The sequence below is a fragment of the Mesorhizobium sp. M0968 genome, from assembly GCF_040319065.1.
Taxonomy (GTDB): Bacteria; Pseudomonadota; Alphaproteobacteria; order Rhizobiales; family Rhizobiaceae; genus Mesorhizobium.
The window spans coordinates 72,408-90,983 of the sequence record NZ_JAMYNL010000009.1 but is presented as its reverse complement, the minus strand read 5'-3'; the positions used below and the strand labels follow the sequence as shown (position 1 = coordinate 90,983).

Annotated in this window: 21 protein-coding genes; 7 read left to right on the top strand and 14 right to left on the bottom strand. The window is 62.8% G+C overall.

Annotation, left to right across the window (positions count from 1 at the left end; translation table 11 throughout):
* Positions 1-369: 369 nt before the first annotated feature.
* The 4 genes from NKH67_RS18090 to NKH67_RS18075 all read right to left on the bottom strand — a co-directional run bounded on the left by NKH67_RS18090 (position 370) and on the right by NKH67_RS18075 (position 3,567).
* Positions 370-1,338, bottom strand: a complete 969-nt coding sequence (locus tag NKH67_RS18090; protein WP_352470843.1) for a CPBP family intramembrane glutamic endopeptidase — start codon at positions 1,336-1,338, stop codon at positions 370-372.
* Between the two features lie 147 nt (positions 1,339-1,485).
* Positions 1,486-2,088 (bottom strand): DUF1236 domain-containing protein, encoded by a 603-nt coding sequence (locus NKH67_RS18085; RefSeq protein ID WP_352470842.1) that lies wholly within the window; start codon positions 2,086-2,088, stop codon positions 1,486-1,488.
* Positions 2,089-2,151: 63 nt separating this feature from the next.
* Complete coding sequence (locus NKH67_RS18080) at positions 2,152-3,246, bottom strand: zinc-binding metallopeptidase family protein (RefSeq protein ID WP_352470841.1); 1,095 nt, start codon at positions 3,244-3,246, stop codon at positions 2,152-2,154.
* Positions 3,247-3,336: 90 nt separating this feature from the next.
* Positions 3,337-3,567, bottom strand: coding sequence for a hypothetical protein (locus NKH67_RS18075; RefSeq protein ID WP_352470840.1), 231 nt, complete (start codon positions 3,565-3,567; stop codon positions 3,337-3,339).
* Positions 3,568-3,751: 184 nt separating this feature from the next.
* Here NKH67_RS18075 and NKH67_RS18070 point away from each other — a divergent pair, with 184 nt between their 5' ends.
* Positions 3,752-4,552 carry a lytic murein transglycosylase gene (locus tag NKH67_RS18070; RefSeq protein ID WP_352470839.1) on the top strand — a complete coding sequence of 267 codons (801 nt, stop codon included), beginning with the start codon at positions 3,752-3,754 and terminating at the stop codon, positions 4,550-4,552.
* Between the two features lie 108 nt (positions 4,553-4,660).
* Here NKH67_RS18070 and NKH67_RS18065 read toward each other — a convergent pair whose 3' ends face one another.
* Both NKH67_RS18065 and NKH67_RS18060 read right to left on the bottom strand, forming a co-directional pair.
* Positions 4,661-4,861, bottom strand: a complete 201-nt coding sequence (locus NKH67_RS18065; RefSeq protein WP_352470838.1) for a hypothetical protein — start codon at positions 4,859-4,861, stop codon at positions 4,661-4,663.
* A gap of 736 nt (positions 4,862-5,597) precedes the next feature.
* Entirely contained in the window at positions 5,598-6,821 is a 1,224-nt protein-coding gene (locus tag NKH67_RS18060; RefSeq protein ID WP_352500814.1) for an argininosuccinate synthase, read from the bottom strand.
* A gap of 168 nt (positions 6,822-6,989) precedes the next feature.
* Here NKH67_RS18060 and NKH67_RS18055 point away from each other — a divergent pair, with 168 nt between their 5' ends.
* Complete coding sequence (locus NKH67_RS18055) at positions 6,990-7,631, top strand: LysE family translocator (protein ID WP_352470836.1); 642 nt, start codon at positions 6,990-6,992, stop codon at positions 7,629-7,631.
* On the opposite strand, the gene NKH67_RS18050 is transcribed toward NKH67_RS18055, so the two are convergent.
* The 4 genes from NKH67_RS18050 to NKH67_RS18035 form a co-directional block, all read right to left on the bottom strand.
* On the bottom strand, positions 7,603-8,082 hold the full coding sequence (locus NKH67_RS18050) for a hypothetical protein (protein ID WP_352470835.1): 480 nt from the start codon (positions 8,080-8,082) through the stop codon (positions 7,603-7,605). The two genes, NKH67_RS18055 and NKH67_RS18050, sit on opposite strands and share 29 nt — an antisense overlap.
* Positions 8,079-8,504, bottom strand: a complete 426-nt coding sequence (locus tag NKH67_RS18045; RefSeq protein ID WP_352470834.1) for a hypothetical protein — start codon at positions 8,502-8,504, stop codon at positions 8,079-8,081. The genes NKH67_RS18050 and NKH67_RS18045 overlap by 4 nt, the downstream gene beginning before the upstream one ends.
* A complete protein-coding gene (gene rlmN, locus NKH67_RS18040) occupies positions 8,501-9,733 on the bottom strand; it encodes a dual-specificity RNA methyltransferase RlmN (RefSeq protein WP_352470833.1) in 1,233 nt (410 codons plus the stop codon). The genes NKH67_RS18045 and rlmN overlap by 4 nt, the downstream gene beginning before the upstream one ends.
* A gap of 144 nt (positions 9,734-9,877) precedes the next feature.
* Entirely contained in the window at positions 9,878-10,384 is a 507-nt protein-coding gene (locus NKH67_RS18035) for an invasion associated locus B family protein (RefSeq protein WP_023721899.1), read from the bottom strand.
* Between the two features lie 360 nt (positions 10,385-10,744).
* On the opposite strand from NKH67_RS18035, the gene NKH67_RS18030 reads away from it, so the two are divergent.
* Positions 10,745-11,353, top strand: coding sequence for a methyltransferase family protein (locus NKH67_RS18030; RefSeq protein ID WP_352456357.1), 609 nt, complete (start codon positions 10,745-10,747; stop codon positions 11,351-11,353).
* A gap of 40 nt (positions 11,354-11,393) precedes the next feature.
* Here NKH67_RS18030 and NKH67_RS18025 read toward each other — a convergent pair whose 3' ends face one another.
* From NKH67_RS18025 to NKH67_RS18010, 4 genes are all read right to left on the bottom strand, one after another.
* Positions 11,394-11,756 carry a YkvA family protein gene (locus NKH67_RS18025; protein ID WP_031212728.1) on the bottom strand — a complete coding sequence of 121 codons (363 nt, stop codon included), beginning with the start codon at positions 11,754-11,756 and terminating at the stop codon, positions 11,394-11,396.
* Between the two features lie 92 nt (positions 11,757-11,848).
* On the bottom strand, positions 11,849-12,145 hold the full coding sequence (locus NKH67_RS18020) for a 4a-hydroxytetrahydrobiopterin dehydratase (protein WP_352470832.1): 297 nt from the start codon (positions 12,143-12,145) through the stop codon (positions 11,849-11,851).
* Positions 12,146-12,151: 6 nt separating this feature from the next.
* Positions 12,152-12,748 carry an RNA 2',3'-cyclic phosphodiesterase gene (gene thpR, locus NKH67_RS18015; protein WP_352470831.1) on the bottom strand — a complete coding sequence of 199 codons (597 nt, stop codon included), beginning with the start codon at positions 12,746-12,748 and terminating at the stop codon, positions 12,152-12,154.
* Between the two features lie 137 nt (positions 12,749-12,885).
* On the bottom strand, positions 12,886-13,530 hold the full coding sequence (locus NKH67_RS18010; RefSeq protein ID WP_352450197.1) for an arylesterase: 645 nt from the start codon (positions 13,528-13,530) through the stop codon (positions 12,886-12,888).
* Between the two features lie 107 nt (positions 13,531-13,637).
* On the opposite strand from NKH67_RS18010, the gene NKH67_RS18005 reads away from it, so the two are divergent.
* The 4 genes from NKH67_RS18005 (at position 13,638) to NKH67_RS17990 (ending at position 18,576) form a co-directional block, all read left to right on the top strand.
* Positions 13,638-14,348: an ABC transporter ATP-binding protein gene (locus NKH67_RS18005; RefSeq protein ID WP_352470830.1), complete on the top strand. Its 711-nt coding sequence runs from the start codon at positions 13,638-13,640 to the stop codon at positions 14,346-14,348.
* A complete protein-coding gene (locus NKH67_RS18000) occupies positions 14,348-16,897 on the top strand; it encodes an ABC transporter permease (RefSeq protein ID WP_352470914.1) in 2,550 nt (849 codons plus the stop codon). Before NKH67_RS18005 ends, NKH67_RS18000 begins: the two co-directional genes overlap by 1 nt.
* A gap of 219 nt (positions 16,898-17,116) precedes the next feature.
* A complete protein-coding gene (locus NKH67_RS17995; RefSeq protein ID WP_254817871.1) occupies positions 17,117-17,896 on the top strand; it encodes a Bax inhibitor-1/YccA family protein in 780 nt (259 codons plus the stop codon).
* A 110-nt stretch (positions 17,897-18,006) separates the two neighbouring features.
* On the top strand, positions 18,007-18,576 hold the full coding sequence (locus NKH67_RS17990) for a GNAT family N-acetyltransferase (RefSeq protein WP_352470829.1): 570 nt from the start codon (positions 18,007-18,009) through the stop codon (positions 18,574-18,576).

The following is an 18,576-nucleotide window of genomic DNA, read 5'->3' as shown; positions in this document are numbered from 1 at the left end:
ACCCCTGTCGGGCCGAAGGCCCTCCACGCCTCTTGTGCGTTCCTGTAGCGATTCAAACATTCTTTTTCCTTTTCCCTGGCACCCGGATGATGCCCGAGAGGTAATGCGTTCGCGCCAACTGTCCAAGCAAAAGCCGGTCCGGGCAAAGCCCAAAGCCAAAAAGCACCCGGGGGCGCACAGCGCTGCCGGGTGTTGGCCTCCGGGATCGATTTACAGCACTTCACCTCAAAGAGGTTTCGGCGTCCCGGTCGGTTTGCTCGGAGGAATACTCGTCGCGGAATTCGCGGCGTGTAGACAGGAAATCGGCCGCAGAGTCAAGCTTTGGTCAAGCTTTGCGTCAAATAGCTCAGGACGACCAGGCAATGCACATCAGCGCACGCTGCCGGCGCGCGCCATATCCGGCTCGACCTTCAGCGGTGAGCGCGGATGTAAAAGCAGCAGAACGGTCAACAGGCTGCTGACGATGCCGATCGAAGCGATGAGGACGGCGTCTGAAGTCGTCCAGCCCGCGGCTTCGAGCGGCTTGGCGTTGAACAGGGCGAAGGAATTATAGCTTTGCTGGTGCGAAATCAGCAGGAAGCCGGTCAGATTGTTGCCGAGATGGGCGCCAAAGCCGGCACCGAGATTGCCGGTTGCATAGACCAGAAGCGTCAGCAGCAGCGCAAAGGCGGCGATCGAGGCCAGCACGCAGGCATTGATGGCAGCGCTTGAACCTGGGCTCCAGTGCAGGGAGGTGAACAGCAATCCCGGCAGCAGCGCCCAGATGAAAGGGTTCTGGAACCGGCTCGCCAGGCCCCTGAGCAGATAACCGCGAAACAGCATCTCCTCCGACGACGTTTGCAGAAAGGTCAGGGCGGCGATCGGGATCAGGAACAAAAGCCACGCGGACAGGCCGATCGCGCCGCGCGCGATGTCGGGCTGCAAACCATAAAGCAGGATCTCGGAAAGCAGCGAGGTGATCAGCACCGCGGTCAGTCCTTTCAGGACCCCCGACCAAGAAATGCGCCGGCTGACGCCAATCAGGGCTGTCAGCTTCTCGCGATGGATCCAGCGCATGGCAGCCCAAAGGCCGAGCCAGATTCCGGCAAATGAAGCCAGCGCCGCAAGGATGCCTGCAGGAGAGGCCATGAAATCCTGCACCGCTCCCCCACCTGGCGGGGCGGTGCCAGACGATGCCTGCCAAACGGCAAAGGCATAGGTGCCGCCGAACAGCACGGCGGCTGTGGTTCCGAGCCAGAACAGGATGACGACCACCGCTCCAAGCAGAAGCCGCGGCAAAGTGGTCTTGTTGTTGGCGGTCTGCCGGTACTGTTGGAAGGCGGTTGGGTCGATCGTCACGCGGGCTCGCTGGCTGGTGCTTCGGCTCGCAAGGTCTAGAACATCGGCCCCAATGTGGAAACCGGTATTGCAGCGGCAATACCGGCTTGTGGCAATGTCGGGAGTGCGAGCGGCCGCCATTACAGGGCGACCGCCCTGTTTGTATCGTCAGCGCACGACGTACACGATACGCCGGCTGCCCGGATCGACCAGTGCCGGCTGGCCGTTCACATAGACGTACCGGTAATCATAGTCCGGAATCTCGCGCAGCTCGACGGTGTCAGGCAACGTCGCGCCCGTCACCACCTCGCCCTCGAGATAGACCGGATCGAGCCGATGCGTACGTACATAGGTACGGATCTCGGCCGGCGGTCTCCGGATAGGCTCGATCGCCTCGCCGGCGACGATTGCTCCGGTATAGCTGTCGGAATACTCGACGCTATCGGCGGGCGGCGTCACGACGGCAATGTCGGCGCTGGCCGGACGCTGTGTCAGGACCACACGGCTGCCGCCGAAATCGGCCGTCACATAGTCGGAATAGACCCAGCCCTGGCCGTTAGCCTCGGCGATGGTGCACCATTTGCTGTTGGCGATGCAGCCGTCGAGCGTCGCCGACTGGCCGGCCGCAAGCACGCCGATCACCGGATATTGCGGGCCGGGGCCGGCGCGTACATTGAGATCAGTGATGGCCGAGACGGCGGTGTCGGCCAAGGCAGAGCCCGACATCGCCATGAGCGCTCCGGCCACCGCCGGAAACAATATGCGTTTCATGGTCTTCTCTCCGTTTCACAGTCCCTTGGCACGGAAAACGAAGCAAAGCCGCATGCGTTCCGGCTAAAAGGCTTCGGCCGGCTCACGATTTGTTCCAGTCGTTTTCGGCAGGTCGGTCAAAAGCTCGTGAACAAAAGCAAGTTTTTGCGCCGCCACGTCCGAGATGACGAAGGGATAGAGATCGGGCAGGCCCATGCAGCGGTTGATCGAGTTGGACGCCTCCGACAGCACCAGCCAGCGGTCGAGAATCCTTTCGAAGGGCTCTGGGCTGGCGGCGGGTTCCGATGGTGCCGGCTGCAACTTGCCGCCGGTATCGGCGCGCGGCAGCTCGTTGGCTTCAACGGTTTCCAGCCGGCCGAGCGGGAAATTCAGGGCATGCACCATCTCCAGCGTGTCCGTGATGTGCATGTGATGCGCCCATGTCTCGGCCCAGTCCTCCCATGGGTGCGACGTCGCATAGGCCGAGATATGGCGCTGCTGCCAGTCGGGCGGCGCGCCATCGGCATAATAGGTCTTCAGCGCCTGTTCGTAGCCGGCGCGCTCGTCGCCGAACAAAGCGCGAAAACCGGCAAGCTTTTGCAAATCGTCGCGGATCAGGCGGTCCCAGTAATAATGGCCGAGCTCATGGCGGAAATGGCCGAGCAGCGTGCGGTAGTTCTCGCCCATCTCGACGCGCCGCCGTTCGCGCTCTGCCGAATCCGCCTCGGCGACGTTGAGCGTGATCCGGCCGTTGTCATGACCGGTCAGGATACGCTCGCCGCCCGGACCGCCGCCGATCGGATCGGCAAGAAAATCGAAAGCGAGACCGATCTCGTCGCCAACGTCCTGCTTGGGTGCGACCGGCAGGCCGAAGGCGAGCAGCGAATAGACGGCACGCTTCTTTGCCGCCTCGACACGGATCCAGCGGCGGCGATTGCCGTCGACCGACAGATCCGGGATCAGCTGGTTCAGCGCACAGGCGCGGCAGAAGGCGTGGCCGGGCTCCGCCATCCAGTTGCAGGCGCATTCGTCGGCATTGGTGCAATGGAAGACCTCGGCCCCGGACAGCGCGAAGCGCGCATGCTCGGGATCGTAGAGCACGAGGCTGGCGCAGTTCAGGCATTGCGCGTTCTCGAAATAGAGACGGTGGCCGCACTGCGGGCAGTCGAAAAGCTTCATTGGCGTCTCAAATCATTCGAAATGCGGAGGACGATACGAGCAGGAGAACGCCAAACGCCTGTCAGCTGCCGACGTTCCTGCCGGCAGATGCTATTTTGCCGCAAGCTGGGCGACGACCTCCTTGGCCACTGCCTCGCCCGACAATCTGGCGCCGCCGCAGGTCTGCATCAGCGGACAGGCCAAATGCTCGCCGGCGAAGAAGATCTTTTCCGCCACGGGCTGCATCAGCGTGGCGCGCTTGCGAGTGGCCGGGCCGCGCCGCCGCATAGCATACAAACCGCTCAGCGCCCCGCCGATGATCACGACATCAAGGTCTTCCATGCTTATTCTGTCCCGCCACAATAATTACTTGATCGTAGGCAAATTCCCGGGCGTCCGCCAGTGTGGTGGATTTGAGGTTCCTGCTGTATTGAGTGCATCGGCGTGGCGCCGGGGCAGTGACAAGCAGGTGTTTCGCAGGCAAGTTCGCAATTGGGAACGTGATTCAGGCAACCAGGAGAGCAGCATGGCATTTCTTGCCAAGGGGAAGATGTTTGTAGTGGCCACGGTGGTGGCGGTGCTTGCGCTGGCGACGGGCGCGCAGGCGGCGGCCAGCTGTGGCAAGAGCGGCGCCGGCTTCGAGGCATGGAAACCGGAGTTCGCCGCGGAGGCGAAGGCCGACGGTGTCGGCTCGAAGGGTCTGGCCGCTCTGGCTCGCGCAACCTACGCGACAAAGACGATCTCCGTCGACCGCGCCATCCATAAGGCTTTCAGCGGCTCGGTGGAAGCTTTCATGAAGCGCCGTGGCGCGTCCGCGATCATTGCCAGGGGCCGTGCGCTGAAGAAGGCCAATGCTGCGCTGTTCGACAAGATCGAACGGAATTACGGCGTGTCGCCGGGCGTGTTGCTCGCCATCTGGGGCATGGAGACCGGCTTCGGTTCCGCCATGGGCAACCAGAATACGGTCTCCGCCATTTTAACGCTGGCCTATGACTGTCGCCGTCCGGAGTTCTTCTACCCGCATGCCATTGCGGCCCTGAAGCTGGTTGATCGCGGAGCGTTGAGCGCCTCGTCGGTCGGTGCCGCGCACGGCGAGATTGGCCACACGCAGTTCCTGCCCGGAAATGTTTTGACGTATGGTGTCGGAAACAAAAATCTGCGCGACAAGAGCACTGCGTTGGCTTCCACCGCCAACTTCCTCAAGAGTCATGGTTGGCGGGCCGGCGCGAGCGCGCAGGCGAATATGGGCGCAATCGCTGGCTGGAATTCCGCGAGCGTCTATCAACAGGCCATCGCCCGCATGGCCACGGCGATCGATGCCGACTGACAGGGCCCTCTAGAGCTTTGTTTTAACGCAATTCCGGACGGAAAACCGTTTCACACTTTTCCTGGAATTGCTCTATTCGACAGAAAGCCCTGCCAAGCCTCGGGCTTTCTATTTCACGTTGAGCGCGTAGGAGCAGCCGGCGAGCACGTTCTCACCAAGGAATTTGTCCGGTGGCGCGAGTTCGGGTGCGATGCCGAGTTCGCGGGCAAGGTCCGGTGCGGAAACGCCGTCGAGAACCGGCATCGGCCCGGTCGCGGCAAAGACGACGGACGCCGTTTCGCGCCCGAATACGCGAAGCGGGGCCGGCAATTCATATTGCTTGAGGAAAGGATTGCCGGAAGAAACGTCGTTCCAGCCGAGCTTTGCGGGCGTATCGGGGCGGTCGCTCAGCCAAAGGGCAAAACCACTATAGGTCGGAACGTCAGCCCTGCACTCGACCAGCGCGGGAAGGTCAAGGGAGGGGGGGCATCGTTGGCTTTGGCGACGGCCAAGTTCGCCAGGACAGCCAACGTGGGCAGGAAACCAGCTCCAAGCGTGGCCAAGCGCCTGGGCACATCACGCTCAATAATGCACGTAGCCGCTCAACGGGCATTTCTGGGAAATGGGAATCTGGAAGGGGCCGTCAAAACTTTTGCAGGTACGGAATTTGGAATTCCGCGGCGCCGGGGTAGCCGCTTTTGGCTTGTCCCCGATGACCGTCGGGACTCTGGGACCCTGCGCGTAGCCGCTCAACGGGCATTTCTGGGAAGCGGGAATCTGGAAGGGGCCGTCAAAACTTTTGCAAGTATGGACCTTGGATGTTTGCCCCGCCGGGACTTGCGTGGACTGACCCGCGGTAAAGACGGCCACCGCCGCAAGCAGAAGAAAAAGTCTGTTTTTCACTGTCAAAGCCCTCCGACCCGCACGAGAAGTAAGATCAAATCACGGAAAGGTCAAACAGGAAACGATCTGAAATCGCGGCTTCTATTATATTAGAGACGCCAAATAAAACCCGGTGTCCTCACCGGGTTCCTAACTCATCTAAGCATTGGGCCTGTTGGGAATATCAACTCTTGCGATTGCGCGCCGCCAGTGTCCGCAGCCTCAGCGCGTTGAGGCGGATGAAACCTTCTGCATCCTTCTGGTCGTAGGCGCCGCGGTCGTCCTCGAAGGTGACCAGCGCGTCGGAATAGAGCGTCTTCCTCGACTTGCGGCCGGTGACAATGACGTTGCCCTTGTAGAGCTTCAGCCGCACCGTGCCTTCGACGTCTTCCTGGCTCTTGTCGATCATCGCCTGCAGCATCAGCCGCTCGGGCGCGAACCAGAAGCCGTTGTAGATCAGCTCGGCGTAGCGCGGCATGAACTCGTCCTTGAGGTGGGCCGCACCACGGTCGAGCGTGATCGATTCGATCGCCCGATGGGCGGCGATCAGGATGGTGCCGCCGGGGGTCTCGTAAACGCCGCGCGATTTCATGCCGACGAAACGGTTCTCGACCAGGTCGAGCCTGCCGATGCCGTTGTCCCGGCCGAGATCGTTCAGCGCCGCCAGCATCGTCGCCGGCGAGAGTTTCTTGCCGTCGAGCGCGATCGGATCGCCCTTGAGGAATTCGATCTCGATCTCGGTGACCTCATCCGGCGCATCCATCGGCGAGATGGTGCGCTGGTGGACGAATTCCGGCGGCTCGCTCCACGGGTCCTCCAGCACCTTGCCCTCGGAGGAGGAGTGCAGCAGGTTAGCGTCGACGGAAAACGGCGCGTCGCCCTTCTTGTCCTTCGGCACCGGGATCTGGTGCTGCTCGGCGAAATTGATGAGATCGGTGCGCGACTTGAACGACCAGTCGCGCCAGGGCGCGATAACCTTGATGTCGGGGTTGAGCGCATAGGCTGAGAGCTCGAAACGAACCTGGTCGTTACCCTTGCCGGTGGCGCCATGCGCGATGGCATCGGCGCCGGTCTCTTTTGCGATCTCGACAAGATGTTTCGAAATCAGCGGCCGAGCGATCGAGGTGCCGAGCAGATAGGTGCCTTCATAGACGGCGTTGGCGCGGAACATCGGAAAGACGAAATCGGATACGAACTCCTCGCGGACATCGACGATGCGGATGTCCTTGATGCCCATCATCTCGGCCTTGCGCCTGGCCGGCTCCAGCTCGCCACCCTGGCCTAGATCGGCGGTGAAGGTGACGACCTCGGCGCCGAGCTCGGTCTGCAGCCATTTCAGGATGATCGAGGTATCAAGGCCGCCGGAATAGGCGAGCACGACTTTCTTGACGGCTTTTGCTTTCGACATGGTGGGCAGTTCCGCGACAGGGGTTCTTCGCGGGCGAGGTATCACGGCGTTTTAGGCCAGCGCAAGGGACGAACGATGCCTGGACCAGATGCTTCATCTCCAAGAGGCTGGCGAGGACACGGCTCTTGCGCTATGGCTGCGCCGTCTTTTGCCGCTACGAGACGAGCCATGTCCTTCATCCCCGACAGTACGACGCTTATCCAGTTCTCCATCGCCACCTTCATCCTGGCGATCACGCCCGGGCCTGACATGACGCTGTTCGTCTCGCGCACGCTGAGCCAGGGCCGTGCCACCGGCTTTGCCTCCATGGCCGGCGCCTTGTGCGGCACGCTGATTCACACCACGCTGGTGGTGGTCGGCGTCTCGGCGCTGATCGTCGCCTCGCCGATGGCGTTCTTCGTGCTGAAGATTTTTGGCGCCGGCTATCTGGTCTTCCTGGCATGGCAGGCGATCACAAAAGGGTCGGCGTTTTCACCGGAGAAGAAGAGCGGGCCGCAGATCTCGCTGTTCCGCAGCTGGGCGGCGGGGCTCGGGGTCAATCTGCTCAACCCGAAGATCATCCTGTTCTTCATGACCTTCCTGCCGCAATTCGTCTCCGCGCATGATCCCGACGCGCCGGGAAAGCTGTTCTTCCTCGGCGCGATGTTCGTCGTGCTGGCGATCCCGGTAACGGCGCCGATGGTGCTGGCGGCGGAAAAATTCTCGGCCGTGATGAAATCCAGCCCGCGTGTGACCCGCGTCGTCGACTATCTGTTTGCCGGAGTTTTTTCGGCCTTCGCGCTCAAGATCCTGACGGCCCAGGCGAAATAGGGCGTCCGATCTGACGCCAGCTTCCGGCCGAGCGCCCGGCGCTCAGCCAGTAGAAAATACCGCCGACCATGCCGCAGCCGATCACCGCCAGCATGACGCTGGTATTGGTAACCTCGAAATTGGCATCGGCCGTCTGGTGGACGAAGCCAAGGAAGACCGCCGCCACCGCTGCGCCCGCCAGCGCATAGAACAGCCAGTCACGCCGGCCAAGGATCTCGGAGACGAGGATGGCGATGGCGGCCGGCATGAAGGCGAAATAGGCGACGAACAGCGCGACGAAGGGGATTGAAAACCACAGCGCCGCCTGCGCCGCCGGTTGCGTCTCGTCCGTTATCAGCCCAAGAGACGCCAGGAACATGACGTTAAGGAAGGCGCTTGCCGCCAGCGAAGCAACGCCGTAGCCGACAAGGATGACGGCGAAGCGGATCAGATAGGCGACGAGGCGGTTCACGCGAATTGTCCGGGCATTTGCAGGAACCGGCTCTCGACCAGGCGATAGACGGCTCCTGCCAAGCTTCCCGCAATGATTAGGGCCACCAACACGTCAACGTCCGGTGGCCTCTGTGCCGACGGATGCAGTTTCCAGACCGCAAATACGCACGTCCCAACGAAAGCTCCCCCGACGACAAAAAGAATCCAGCGTCTCGCCTCGAGAACTTGGGAAGCAATGACCATCGGGATTGCCAGCGGTGCGCCAAAGATGCCTGCGATCATCGCTCCAAGCAGCAACAGCGACCAACTATCTCGAGTGGACAGGAAAGCGGGAACACGCCACCACATCAGTGCATCGAGCAGGAAAAAGACCAGAGACATGGTGAAGGCAGCCAGGGCGTAGCAGAGCAAAGTCACTGCCAATCGCCTGAGGTATTTCACGCCTCGCCATGCCCCGCGATCATCATCGCTTCCAGCGCCAGCCGGTCGACCTTGCGCATGCGCTCGGAGTCCGACTTGAGCTGGCCGCAGGCGGCCAGGATGTCGCGGCCGCGCGGCGTGCGGATCGGCGAGGCATAGCCGGCATTGTTGATGTAATCGGCGAATTTCTCGATCGTTTCCCAGTCCGAGCACTGGTAGTTGGTGCCCGGCCACGGGTTGAACGGGATCAGATTGATCTTGGCCGGAATGCCCTTGAGCAGCTTGATCAGCGCCTTGGCGTCGTCGATGGAATCGTTGACGTCCTTCAGCATGACATATTCGAAGGTGATCCGCTTGGCGTTCGACAGGCCTGGATAGGCGCGGCAGGCAGCGATCAGATCCTTCAGCGGATACTTCTTGTTGATGGGCACCAAGAGATCGCGCAAATCGTCATTGGTGGCGTGCAGCGAGATCGCCAGCATGACGCCGATCTCCTCGCCGGTGCGGAAGATTTCGGGCACGACGCCGGAGGTCGACAGCGTGATGCGCCTCTTCGACAGGGAAAGCCCGTCGCCGTCGGATGCGATCAGCAGCGCCTTCTTCACCGCCTCGAAATTGTAGAGCGGCTCGCCCATGCCCATCATGACGACGTTGGACACTCTCCTGCCCTCGGCCGGCACGATGGCGCCGTCGGGCGTATCGCGGTCGGGGAAGTCGCCGAGCCGGTCGCGGGCGGTCAAGAGCTGGGCGAGGATTTCCTCCGCCGTCAGGTTGCGCACCAGCTTCTGCGTGCCGGTGTGGCAGAAGGAGCAGGTCAGCGTGCAGCCGACCTGCGAAGAGATGCACAGCGTGCCGCGGCCTTCTTCGGGAATGTAGACGGTCTCGATCTCGACCGGCCGGCCAGCGCCGCGCGGCGGAAAGCGGAACAGCCATTTGCGCGTTCCGTCGGAGGAAATCTGCTCCTCGACGATCTCGGGCCTGGCAACGGTGAAATGCGTGTCGAGGGCGGCGCGCAGATCCTTGGAGATATTGAACATGCCGGCAAAGTCGGAAACGCCGCGCACATAGATCCAATGCCAGAGCTGTTGGGCGCGCATTTTCGCCTGGCGCTCCGGCACGATGCCGGCGGCGACGAGGGCGGCCCCGAGTTCGGCGCGCGTCAAGCCGATCAGCGACGGCTTTTCAGGCGTCGTGCGGGTGCGCAACGCGTCACGCGCGCCTTCGGCGGTAAGATCGAATGTAAGGGTCATTGTTGCGCCAATATAAGCGATTTGCGGCCGAATACAGCATCGTGCCCGAAATCAAGCGCGGCGCATAGCACAGGTTAGCGGCGGAGTCATGCCGGGGTTCTTCCTTCTCCCCTTGTGGGAGAAGGGAAGACCGCGCCTAACCGCCTACTTGCACTTGGCGATCGAGGCCAGCGCCGCCGAGATGCCCTTCAGCGAGAAGACGTAGGTGGTGGTGTTGCCGCGGCCGGACTTGGCCGACACCTTCATGTCGGTGCCGGTCTTCATCGCGGCTATCAGCACCGGCTCCTCGGCGGCGTTCTCGACCCAGGCCGACTTGCCGCGCGTGAACATCGAAAAAGACTTCTTGTCGATGGTGACGGTGGCCTTGGAACCTTCCTGGAAGGTATAGCCGGCGATGAATTGCGGCTCGTAGGACACTTGCTGCCCAGGCCGCTGGCTGACGAAGAAGAACATGTCGCCGTGATCGAGCGTCGGCGGCTGCTTGTCGGTTGGCACCGTCAGGACATAGCAGACCTTGCCGCCGCCCGACGCCTGATAACTGTAGGTGCCCCAGGCATTATGCTGGCCGATCTTGGTTGCCGACTGCGCCAGCGCAGGCGCCGTCAAGGCCACCAGGGCCAGGCTGGAAACTATAGCAATCAATCCGCGCATCGCTTTTCCCGTATTCCACTGGTGCGGCGGCAGGCCGGCTCGGCGTCCTGCCCGTCGCTTCATTTTGATTTAATCTGGGTTACCAAACGGTGAAATTCCCCTGAGAAAAGGATGTTCACGCCAGGAAACCGCCGCCGTCTTCACGCTGCCGCTCGAAAAAGCGGCTGGCGCAATGTCCCTGCCGCGACTTGGAGGCCACGAAAACGGCAAGAGTTTGACTTTTCAAGCAGCTAGGTCTTGCCGCGATTCTCGCTTTTTGAGGTGCGTGACGAATTTCCCTGCAGGCGGTACCATGTCTGCGTTCGCCGCTACGGCGCTCGGCCAGGGTGCCCTCCCTGGCGGCTTACGGGAGATTTGGCCATGGCCGTTTCCGAGACAGTCCTGATCCTCGCGGGCGGCACAGCCGTCCTGGCGATTGTGTTCGGCATTCGTGTCGCCATGCGGCGGACGGCCGGTGGCGCGGTGCGCCGGTCGGATGCCGGGGAGACGGCGGGCGGATCGGGCGCGCCCGACGTGGCCGGGGTCATTGCGCTGCCGCCTTTGATCTTCCTTGGCTTCCTGGTGGCGGCAACCGTGCTCGAGGTGCTCGTGCCGCTCCCGGTCATGGCCGGGCAGGCGCTCGCCCGCTATCTGACCGGCGCTGTGCTCGCGGTGTGCGGCTTCGTGTTCATCTTTATGGCGGCGGGCCGCTTTCAGGCCGCTGGCACCAACATACCACCGACCTTGCCGACGACGGCGCTGGTCGTCGACGGTATCTATCGGCGCACCAGGAATCCGTTCTATCTGGGAACGACCCTCGTCTATCTGGGCCTCGGCGTCGCGGCCGGAAGTCTTTGGGCTATCGCGCTCGTCATCCCCCTGCTGTGGGTGATCAATACCGGCGTTATCGCGCCGGAAGAGCGCTATCTCGAGCGGAAGTTCGGAGATGCCTATCGCGCCTACAAGGCGCGGGTGCGGCGGTGGGTTTGACGGCCGGAAAGTCTCGCGCGATTTTTTGCGCCGTACCGGCTCAGCTCTTGTCGGCGATGGCCTGCCTGGCGGCGAGCCGGTGCGCCGGCGTGATGTGGGCGCTGACGGCGGTAATCGCGGCGGTCAGCACGGCGATGTCGTCGGTGAAGCCTAGCCCAAGGATGAAATCGGGGATGACGTCCGTCGGCAGCACGAAATAGCCGAGCGCAGCAAGCAAGGTGCCCTTGGCGCGAAGCGGCGTCTTCTTGTCCATGGCACAGTAATAGGCGGCGACCACCTCTTCCATGAACGGGATCTGCCGGGCGGCCTTCTTCGCCGTACGCCAGAACTTTTCGCGCACTTCGCTCTCGTTGCCCGGCTTGCTGCCGAGGCCGAAGAAATCAAAACCGGATTTTTGCGCCATCAACCTCTCCTTGCGGCCGTCGCGTGGCTTCACGCGTGACCGCGAGGCAAAATGTGGTGAAAGCCGAACCTCGCTGCAAGGTGCAGACAGGCTCAGCCGCCGAAATAGCGGTTCATTTTCCTGGCCAGATCGAAATCCAGCGCGGTCAGGCCGCCGGCGTCGTGCGTGCTGAGCGTCACGTTTACCGTCTTATAGACGTTCGACCAGTCGGGATGGTGGTCCATCTTCTCCGCGGCCAGGGCGACGCGGGCCATGAAGGCAAAGGCTTCGGAGAAATTCTTGAAGGTGAAGGTGCGGGTGATCGAGCCGCCATCCTTGGCCAGCGACCAGCCGTCGAGGCCGGCAAGTTCGGCGCGGATCGCTTCTTTTGCTAGTTTCTCCCTGGCCATGTCCGTCTACCGCATGATCCGCGAAGCGTCGGCGCCGCCGACCAAACGGCTGGCGACGCGGTTGTCAGCACCTGAAAGCGGCCAGGCCTCCTCGACGACGTAAGGCCCGCCGCCGACCGAATCGCGCGACGACATCAGCACGAAGCGGCCGACCCGGAACGGCAGCGTCGAAAAATTGCCGCGTGCCGACAGGTACTGGGCGACGTCGAGCGGGCTCGAATTGCGCAGGCGGGCCAGCGTCACATGCGGCATGAACTTGCGCGGGTCGGCCGGAATGCCGAGCCGCTGGCAGATGCGCTCGATCTCGGCCTGCAATGCGGAAAGATCGGGCGAAGCGGCGACCCCGGCCCACACCGCATGCGGCTTCTTCTGGCCGAAGGCGCCGACGCCGGACAGCGTCAGCGGGAAGGACGGGCGGTGAACACGGTCAAGCGCATTGGCGATGTCGTCGGCGACATGGCCCTCGACATCGCCGATGAAGCGCAGCGTCAGATGATAGTTTTCGACGTCGATCCAGCGGGCTCCCGGCAGGCCGCCCCTGAGCAGGGACAGCGAAAGAGCGGCATCACGCGGTATCTCGAGGGCGGTAAAAAGACGCGGCATGGGAAGCCTCCTGTCCTCGAATCGAACTCTTGCCCCTAGCGAATCATCGATATTCAAACGGGGCAAGGGGTTTGTTGGTCGCAGGCCTGCCTAAAAGCTTCCCTTGCGGAAGGTGTTGCGACGGCGAACCCTCGCCTTCAGGAATTGCCCCGGACCGCTTCAATGGTCTTCTCCACACTGGGCAGGATACCCTCGACGATACGGTCGACGCCTCGGGCGTTCGGATGAAGGCCGTCCTCGAGTTGCAGGACGGATTGACCGGCGATGCCCTCGAGAAAGAAAGGATAGAGCGGCACGCCATATTTTTCAGCCAGTCGCGGAAAGGTCGCGTCGAAGGCGTTCTGGTAGTCGGCGCCGAGATTGGGCGCCGCGCGCATTCCGGCAAGCAAAACGGCGATCTTGCGCTGCTTCAGCTTTGCCAGCATGGCGTCCAGGTTCTTTTCCGCTATGGCGGGCGAAACGCCGCGCAGCATGTCGTTGGCGCCGAGCTCCAGGATGACCAGTTGCGTGCCGTCCGGCACCGACCAGTCGAGCCGCGACAGACCGCCGCTCGTCGTATCGCCGGAGACGCCGGCGTTGGCGACCGTGACATCGTAGCCCTTGGCGCGCAGCGCCGCCTGCAGCTTCTCGGTGAAGCCCTGACCTGGCCCGAGGCCATAACCCGCCATCAGGCTGTCGCCGAAACCGACAATGGTGAATGGTTCAGCACGCGCCGACGAAATGGCGCCGCAAATGGCGAGGAAAAGGGCGAACGCTGCGGCAAAGGTGTGTTTGAAAGCCATGCGGCCGGCCCCATATGACCAGGAACATCTGTTGGCGAAGGCAGGTTTTCGTCTTTGTCGAGCATCGGATGCACTAGCCTTCATCCCCCATATAGGACGATTTGATTTTGGAAGAAGCCGTCATTTCGCTGAAAAACGTATCGCTGACGCTCGGCGAAGGTGCATCCTCGGTCCATGTGCTGAAGGGCGTCAGCCTCGATGTGGCGGGCGGCGAAGCGACAGGCATCGTTGGACCTTCAGGTTCGGGAAAGTCGACATTGCTGATGGTTTTGGCCGGGCTTGAAAGGGTCGATTCGGGCACGGTCCGAATTGCCGGCGAGCTGCTCAACGGCAAAAGCGAAGATCAGATCGCATCGTTTCGGGGACGAAACATCGGCATCGTGTTCCAGTCTTTCCATCTCATCCCCAATATGACGGCGCTGGAAAACGTTGCGGTCCCGCTGGAGCTTGCCGGCCATGTCGATCCATTCGGCGTGGCGGCACGCGAGCTGGCGGCGGTGGGCTTGAGCGATCGCGTCACCCATTACCCCGGCGAATTGTCTGGCGGCGAGCAGCAGCGCGTGGCGATCGCCCGGGCGCTGGCACCGTCGCCACGCATCCTGATCGCCGACGAGCCGACCGGCAATCTCGACCAGGCGACGGGGCGGCACGTCGCCGACCTGCTGTTTGCCAAGGCGGCCGAACGCGGCATGACGCTGGTGCTGGTCACGCATGACCCGGTACTCGCGGCGCGCTGCTCGCGCCAGGTGTCGATGCGGTCGGGGCTGATCGAAGACGCGCCTAAGCCGGCCACCAGGGCTGGCAGGATGACCGCATGATGCCGCTGGCGCGCACGCTGAGGCTCGCCTTTCGGTTTTCGCTGCGAGAAATGCGTGGCGGGCTGTCCGGCTTCCTGATCTTCCTTGCCTGCATCGCGCTCGGCGTCGCTGCGATCGGCGGCGTCAATTCGGTGGCGCAGGCTATTTCCGCCGGTGTTGCCGACCAGGGCCAGACGCTGCTCGGCGGTGATCTCCGCTTCCAGCTCAACCAACGCGATCCGACCAGAGCCGAACGCAGCTTCCTCGACCGGCTTGGCACGGTTTCGCACAGTGCCAATATGCGCTCGATGGCGAGGCTCGAGGACGGCTCCGACCAGGCGCTGGTCGAGGCCAAGGCGGTCGACGGCGCCTATCCGCTCTACGGCGCGCTGGAGACCGAGCCGGTGCTGTCGCGAGAAGATCTGTTCGGCGAAAAATCCGGGGTCTTCGGCGCCGCCGCGCCGGACCTCTTGTTCGAGCGGCTGAACCTTGGCATCGGTGACCGGCTGAAGCTCGGCAGCGCGACGTTCGAGCTGCGTGCCAGGCTGGTCAACGAGCCGGATGCAGTGTCGGATGGCTTCGGTTTTGCGCCGCGGCTGATGGTGTCGACCGACGGGCTTGCCGCTTCCGGCCTGATCCAGCCGGGCAGCCTGGTCGAGAACGCCTATAAGGTCCGCCTGCCTGGCGGCACCACTGAGGCACTGATCAAGGCGATCCAGGAGCAGGCGGCAAACCAGTTCCCGCAGGCCGGCTGGTCGATCCGCACCCGCAGCAACGCGGCGCCGGCGCTGTCCTCCAACATCGAACGGTTCTCGCAATTCCTGACTCTGGTTGGGTTGACGGCGCTGGTGGTCGGCGGCGTCGGCGTGGCCAATGCGGTGCGTGCCTATCTCGACGGCAAGCGCGGCGTCATCGCCACCTTCAAGAGCCTGGGGGCTTCGGGCGGCTTCGTCTTTGCCGTCTATCTGGTGCAGATCCTGATGATCGCCGCCCTCGGCATCACGCTAGGCCTTGTGCTTGGCGCGCTGATGCCGTTCGCGGCCAGCGCCGCACTCCAATCGGTCATTCCAGTGCCGGCGGAAGGTGGGTTCTATCCCGGCGCCCTCGGCATGGCAGCGCTGTTCGGGCTGCTGGTGACGCTGGCTTTCGCCTTGCTGCCGCTCGGCCGCGCCCGCGACGTGCCGGCAACGGCGCTGTTTCGCGAAATGGGTTTCGAGGGCCGCGGTTTTCCCCGCCCGCTCTATATCGCCGCGGCATTGGGCATCGCGCTGTTGCTCGCGGTACTGGCGATCCTGTTTTCCGGCGACCGCCGTATTGCCTCGATCTTCGTTGGCGCCACGATCTTTTCGTTCCTGGTGCTGCGTGTGGTCGGCTCGCTGGTGCAGTGGGCGGCGAAGAAAAGCCCGCGCGTGCGCTCGACCGCGCTCAGGCTCGCCATCGGCAACATCCATCGGCCTGGCGCCTTGACGCCGTCCGTGGTGCTGTCGTTGGGACTCGGGCTGACGCTGCTGGTGACGCTGGCGTTGATCGACGGCAATCTCAGGCGGCAGATCTCGGGCAGCCTGCCGGAAAGGGCACCGAACTTCTTCTTCGTCGATATCCAGAGCAGTGACGTCGATGCCTTCTCCGCGCTGGTCGGCAAAGAGGCACCGCAAGGCAGGCTGATCAAGGTGCCGATGTTGCGCGGCCGGGTGATGGCGCTCAACGGCGTCAATGTCGACAAGGTCAAGGTTCCGGCCGAAGGCGCCTGGGTACTGCGCGGCGACCGTGGCCTGACCTATGACGCAAAGCTGCCGGAGAATGCGACGCTGACCGAGGGCAGCTGGTGGCCGGAGAACTATGCCGGCGAGCCGCTGGTCTCGTTTTCCGCCGAGGAAGGCAAAGAGATCGGGCTGAAGCTCGGCGACACCATCACCGTCAACGTGCTCGGCCGCAACATCACGGCCAAGATCGCCAATTTCCGCCAGGTCGAATGGGAAACCATAGGCATCAATTTCGTCATGGTGTTCTCGCCCAACACGTTCGCCGGTGCGCCGCATGGCTGGTTGGCGACGCTGACCGAGACGAATGCGTCGGCAGCCGACGATGCGCATCTTCTCAACGCCGTCACGCGTGCCTTTCCCGCGGTGACGACGGTCAGGGTCAAGGACGCGCTCGAAATCGTCAACCGGCTGGTGGCGCAGCTCGGCACAGCAATCAGGGCAGCAGCGGGGGTGGCGTTGATCGCCTCGGTGCTGGTGCTGGCCGGGGCGCTCGCCGCCAGCAACCGGGCTCGCATTCACGACGCGGTGGTGCTGAAGACCCTGGGTGCGACCAGAAAAACGCTGATCGCCGCGTTTTCGCTGGAATACATGCTGATCGGCCTTGCTACCGCGATCTTCGCGCTGGCGGCGGGCGCTGTGGCGGCATGGTTCGTCGTCGCGCGCATCATGACGCTGCCATCGCACTTCATGCCCGAGGTGGCGGTGGCGACCATCGGCTTTTCGCTGGTGGTCACGGTCGGCATCGGCCTTGCCGGCACGTGGCGGGTGCTGGGCCACAAGGCGGCGCCGGTGCTGCGGAATCTTTGAGCCAGAGCCGGTTTCGATTAAATCTCGGTAATGTTCCGGGCGGGAAGGCCAATAAAACCGTATCTCCGGCACTTCACGGAGCATTACGCTTGGTTACGGTCTTGTCCTTTACGCCAAGAACCATCATATTTCGGCGCAGGCATGCTGGAGCCCCGCCAGCGGCGCCTGGGTTCAAAAGGACCTGACACCGGACGGGGCAGAAGCAATATGAGGATTTCCATGGCTGATCCCGTTCGCAATTATCAGACGCGCGCCGTGCCCGGCGCCGGCGTCGATGCTGCCATCGACCAGGGCCTGCGGGCCTACATGATTAAGGTCTACAATCTGATGGGGCTTGGCCTCCTCATCACCGGCCTTGCCGCGGTCGGCACAATCATGCTGGCCACTACCAGCGATCCCGCCTCGGCGGTCGCGACGTTGCCAAGCGGCGAGATGCTGACCTCGTTCGGCTACGCGATCTTCGGCTCGCCGCTGAAATGGCTGGTGATCTTCGCCCCGCTGGCAGCGGTGATGTTCCTGTCGTTCCGCGTCCAGTCGATGAGCGTTTCGGCCGCGCAGACGACATTCTGGGTCTACGCCGGCCTCGTCGGCCTGTCGCTGTCGTCGATCTTCCTGGTCTACACCACCGCCAGCATCTCGCAGACCTTCTTCGCCACCGCCGCCGCCTTTGGCGGGCTGTCGCTCTACGGCTACACGACCAAGCGCGATCTCTCGGCGTTCGGGTCGTTCCTGGTCATGGGCCTGGTCGGCCTGATCATCGCGATGGTGATCAACATCTTCCTGCAGTCGTCGGCGCTTTCCTTCGCCGTTTCGGCGATCGGCGTGCTGATCTTCGCTGGCCTCACCGCCTACGACACGCAGAACATCAAGGAGATGTACTTCGAGGGCGACGAGACCGATGTCGCCGGCCGCAAGGCGATCATGGGCGCATTGAGGCTCTATCTCGACTTCATCAACCTGTTTATGTTTCTGCTGCAGTTCATGGGCGACCGTCGCTAAGTACGGTTTTCCTGGACCAGCGAGTTTGGAAAGGGCGGCCCAATGGCCGCCCTTTTCTTTTGTCCCGGCTTTTGCTGTGATATAGGGCAGATGAACGACGTGCCTAAATTATGAGCAGCATCACGATACGCGCCGCGACATTGGCCGACCTTGACCAGATCACGGAAATCTATGCCGACGCGGTGATAAACGGCACGGCGAGCTACGAACTCGAACCGCCGAGCCGCGCCGAGATGGGCACGCGCTTCGACACTCTGATGGCGGGCGGCTTTCCCTATCTCGTTGCGGAAAAGGCCGGCGCCGTGCTCGGCTATGCCTATGCCGGGGCGTTCCGGCCGCGCCCGGCCTACCGCTTCGTCGTCGAGGATTCCGTCTATGTCGCGCCCGAGGCCAAAGGGCAAGGCGTCGGGCTGCTCTTGATGCAAGGGCTGATCGAAGCGGCCAAGGCGGCGGGTTTTCGCCAGATCATCGCGGTGATCGGCGACGGCCGGCCCGACAGCGCCTCGGTAAGGTTGCACGAGAAGCTCGGCTTTCGTCATTCCGGCCGCCTGGAAGGCTCAGGCTATAAGCACGGACGCTGGCTGGACACGGTTTTCATGCAGCTGCCGATCAACGGCGGGGCGTCCATCCCGCCTGATCCGCAATCGCTGCCCGAGCGCAAGTTCCGCCTGCAAAAATAA

Coding starts and splice junctions, on each gene's coding strand:
- NKH67_RS17990 (WP_352470829.1), top strand. CDS start 18,007: ATGAGCAGCATCACGATACGCGCCGCGACATTGGCCGACCTTGACCAG.
- NKH67_RS18085 (WP_352470842.1), bottom strand. CDS start 2,088: ATGAAACGCATATTGTTTCCGGCGGTGGCCGGAGCGCTCATGGCGATG.
- NKH67_RS18010 (WP_352450197.1), bottom strand. CDS start 13,530: ATGGCTTTCAAACACACCTTTGCCGCAGCGTTCGCCCTTTTCCTCGCC.
- NKH67_RS18060 (WP_352500814.1), bottom strand. CDS start 6,821: ATGTCGAAAGCAAAAGCCGTCAAGAAAGTCGTGCTCGCCTATTCCGGC.
- NKH67_RS18075 (WP_352470840.1), bottom strand. CDS start 3,567: ATGGAAGACCTTGATGTCGTGATCATCGGCGGGGCGCTGAGCGGTTTG.
- thpR (WP_352470831.1), bottom strand. CDS start 12,748: ATGCCGCGTCTTTTTACCGCCCTCGAGATACCGCGTGATGCCGCTCTT.
- NKH67_RS17995 (WP_254817871.1), top strand. CDS start 17,117: ATGGCTGATCCCGTTCGCAATTATCAGACGCGCGCCGTGCCCGGCGCC.
- NKH67_RS18055 (WP_352470836.1), top strand. CDS start 6,990: ATGTCCTTCATCCCCGACAGTACGACGCTTATCCAGTTCTCCATCGCC.
- NKH67_RS18070 (WP_352470839.1), top strand. CDS start 3,752: ATGGCATTTCTTGCCAAGGGGAAGATGTTTGTAGTGGCCACGGTGGTG.
- NKH67_RS18000 (WP_352470914.1), top strand. CDS start 14,348: ATGCCGCTGGCGCGCACGCTGAGGCTCGCCTTTCGGTTTTCGCTGCGA.
- rlmN (WP_352470833.1), bottom strand. CDS start 9,733: ATGACCCTTACATTCGATCTTACCGCCGAAGGCGCGCGTGACGCGTTG.
- NKH67_RS18020 (WP_352470832.1), bottom strand. CDS start 12,145: ATGGCCAGGGAGAAACTAGCAAAAGAAGCGATCCGCGCCGAACTTGCC.
- NKH67_RS18080 (WP_352470841.1), bottom strand. CDS start 3,246: ATGAAGCTTTTCGACTGCCCGCAGTGCGGCCACCGTCTCTATTTCGAG.
- NKH67_RS18025 (WP_031212728.1), bottom strand. CDS start 11,756: ATGGCGCAAAAATCCGGTTTTGATTTCTTCGGCCTCGGCAGCAAGCCG.
- NKH67_RS18030 (WP_352456357.1), top strand. CDS start 10,745: ATGGCCGTTTCCGAGACAGTCCTGATCCTCGCGGGCGGCACAGCCGTC.
- NKH67_RS18035 (WP_023721899.1), bottom strand. CDS start 10,384: ATGCGCGGATTGATTGCTATAGTTTCCAGCCTGGCCCTGGTGGCCTTG.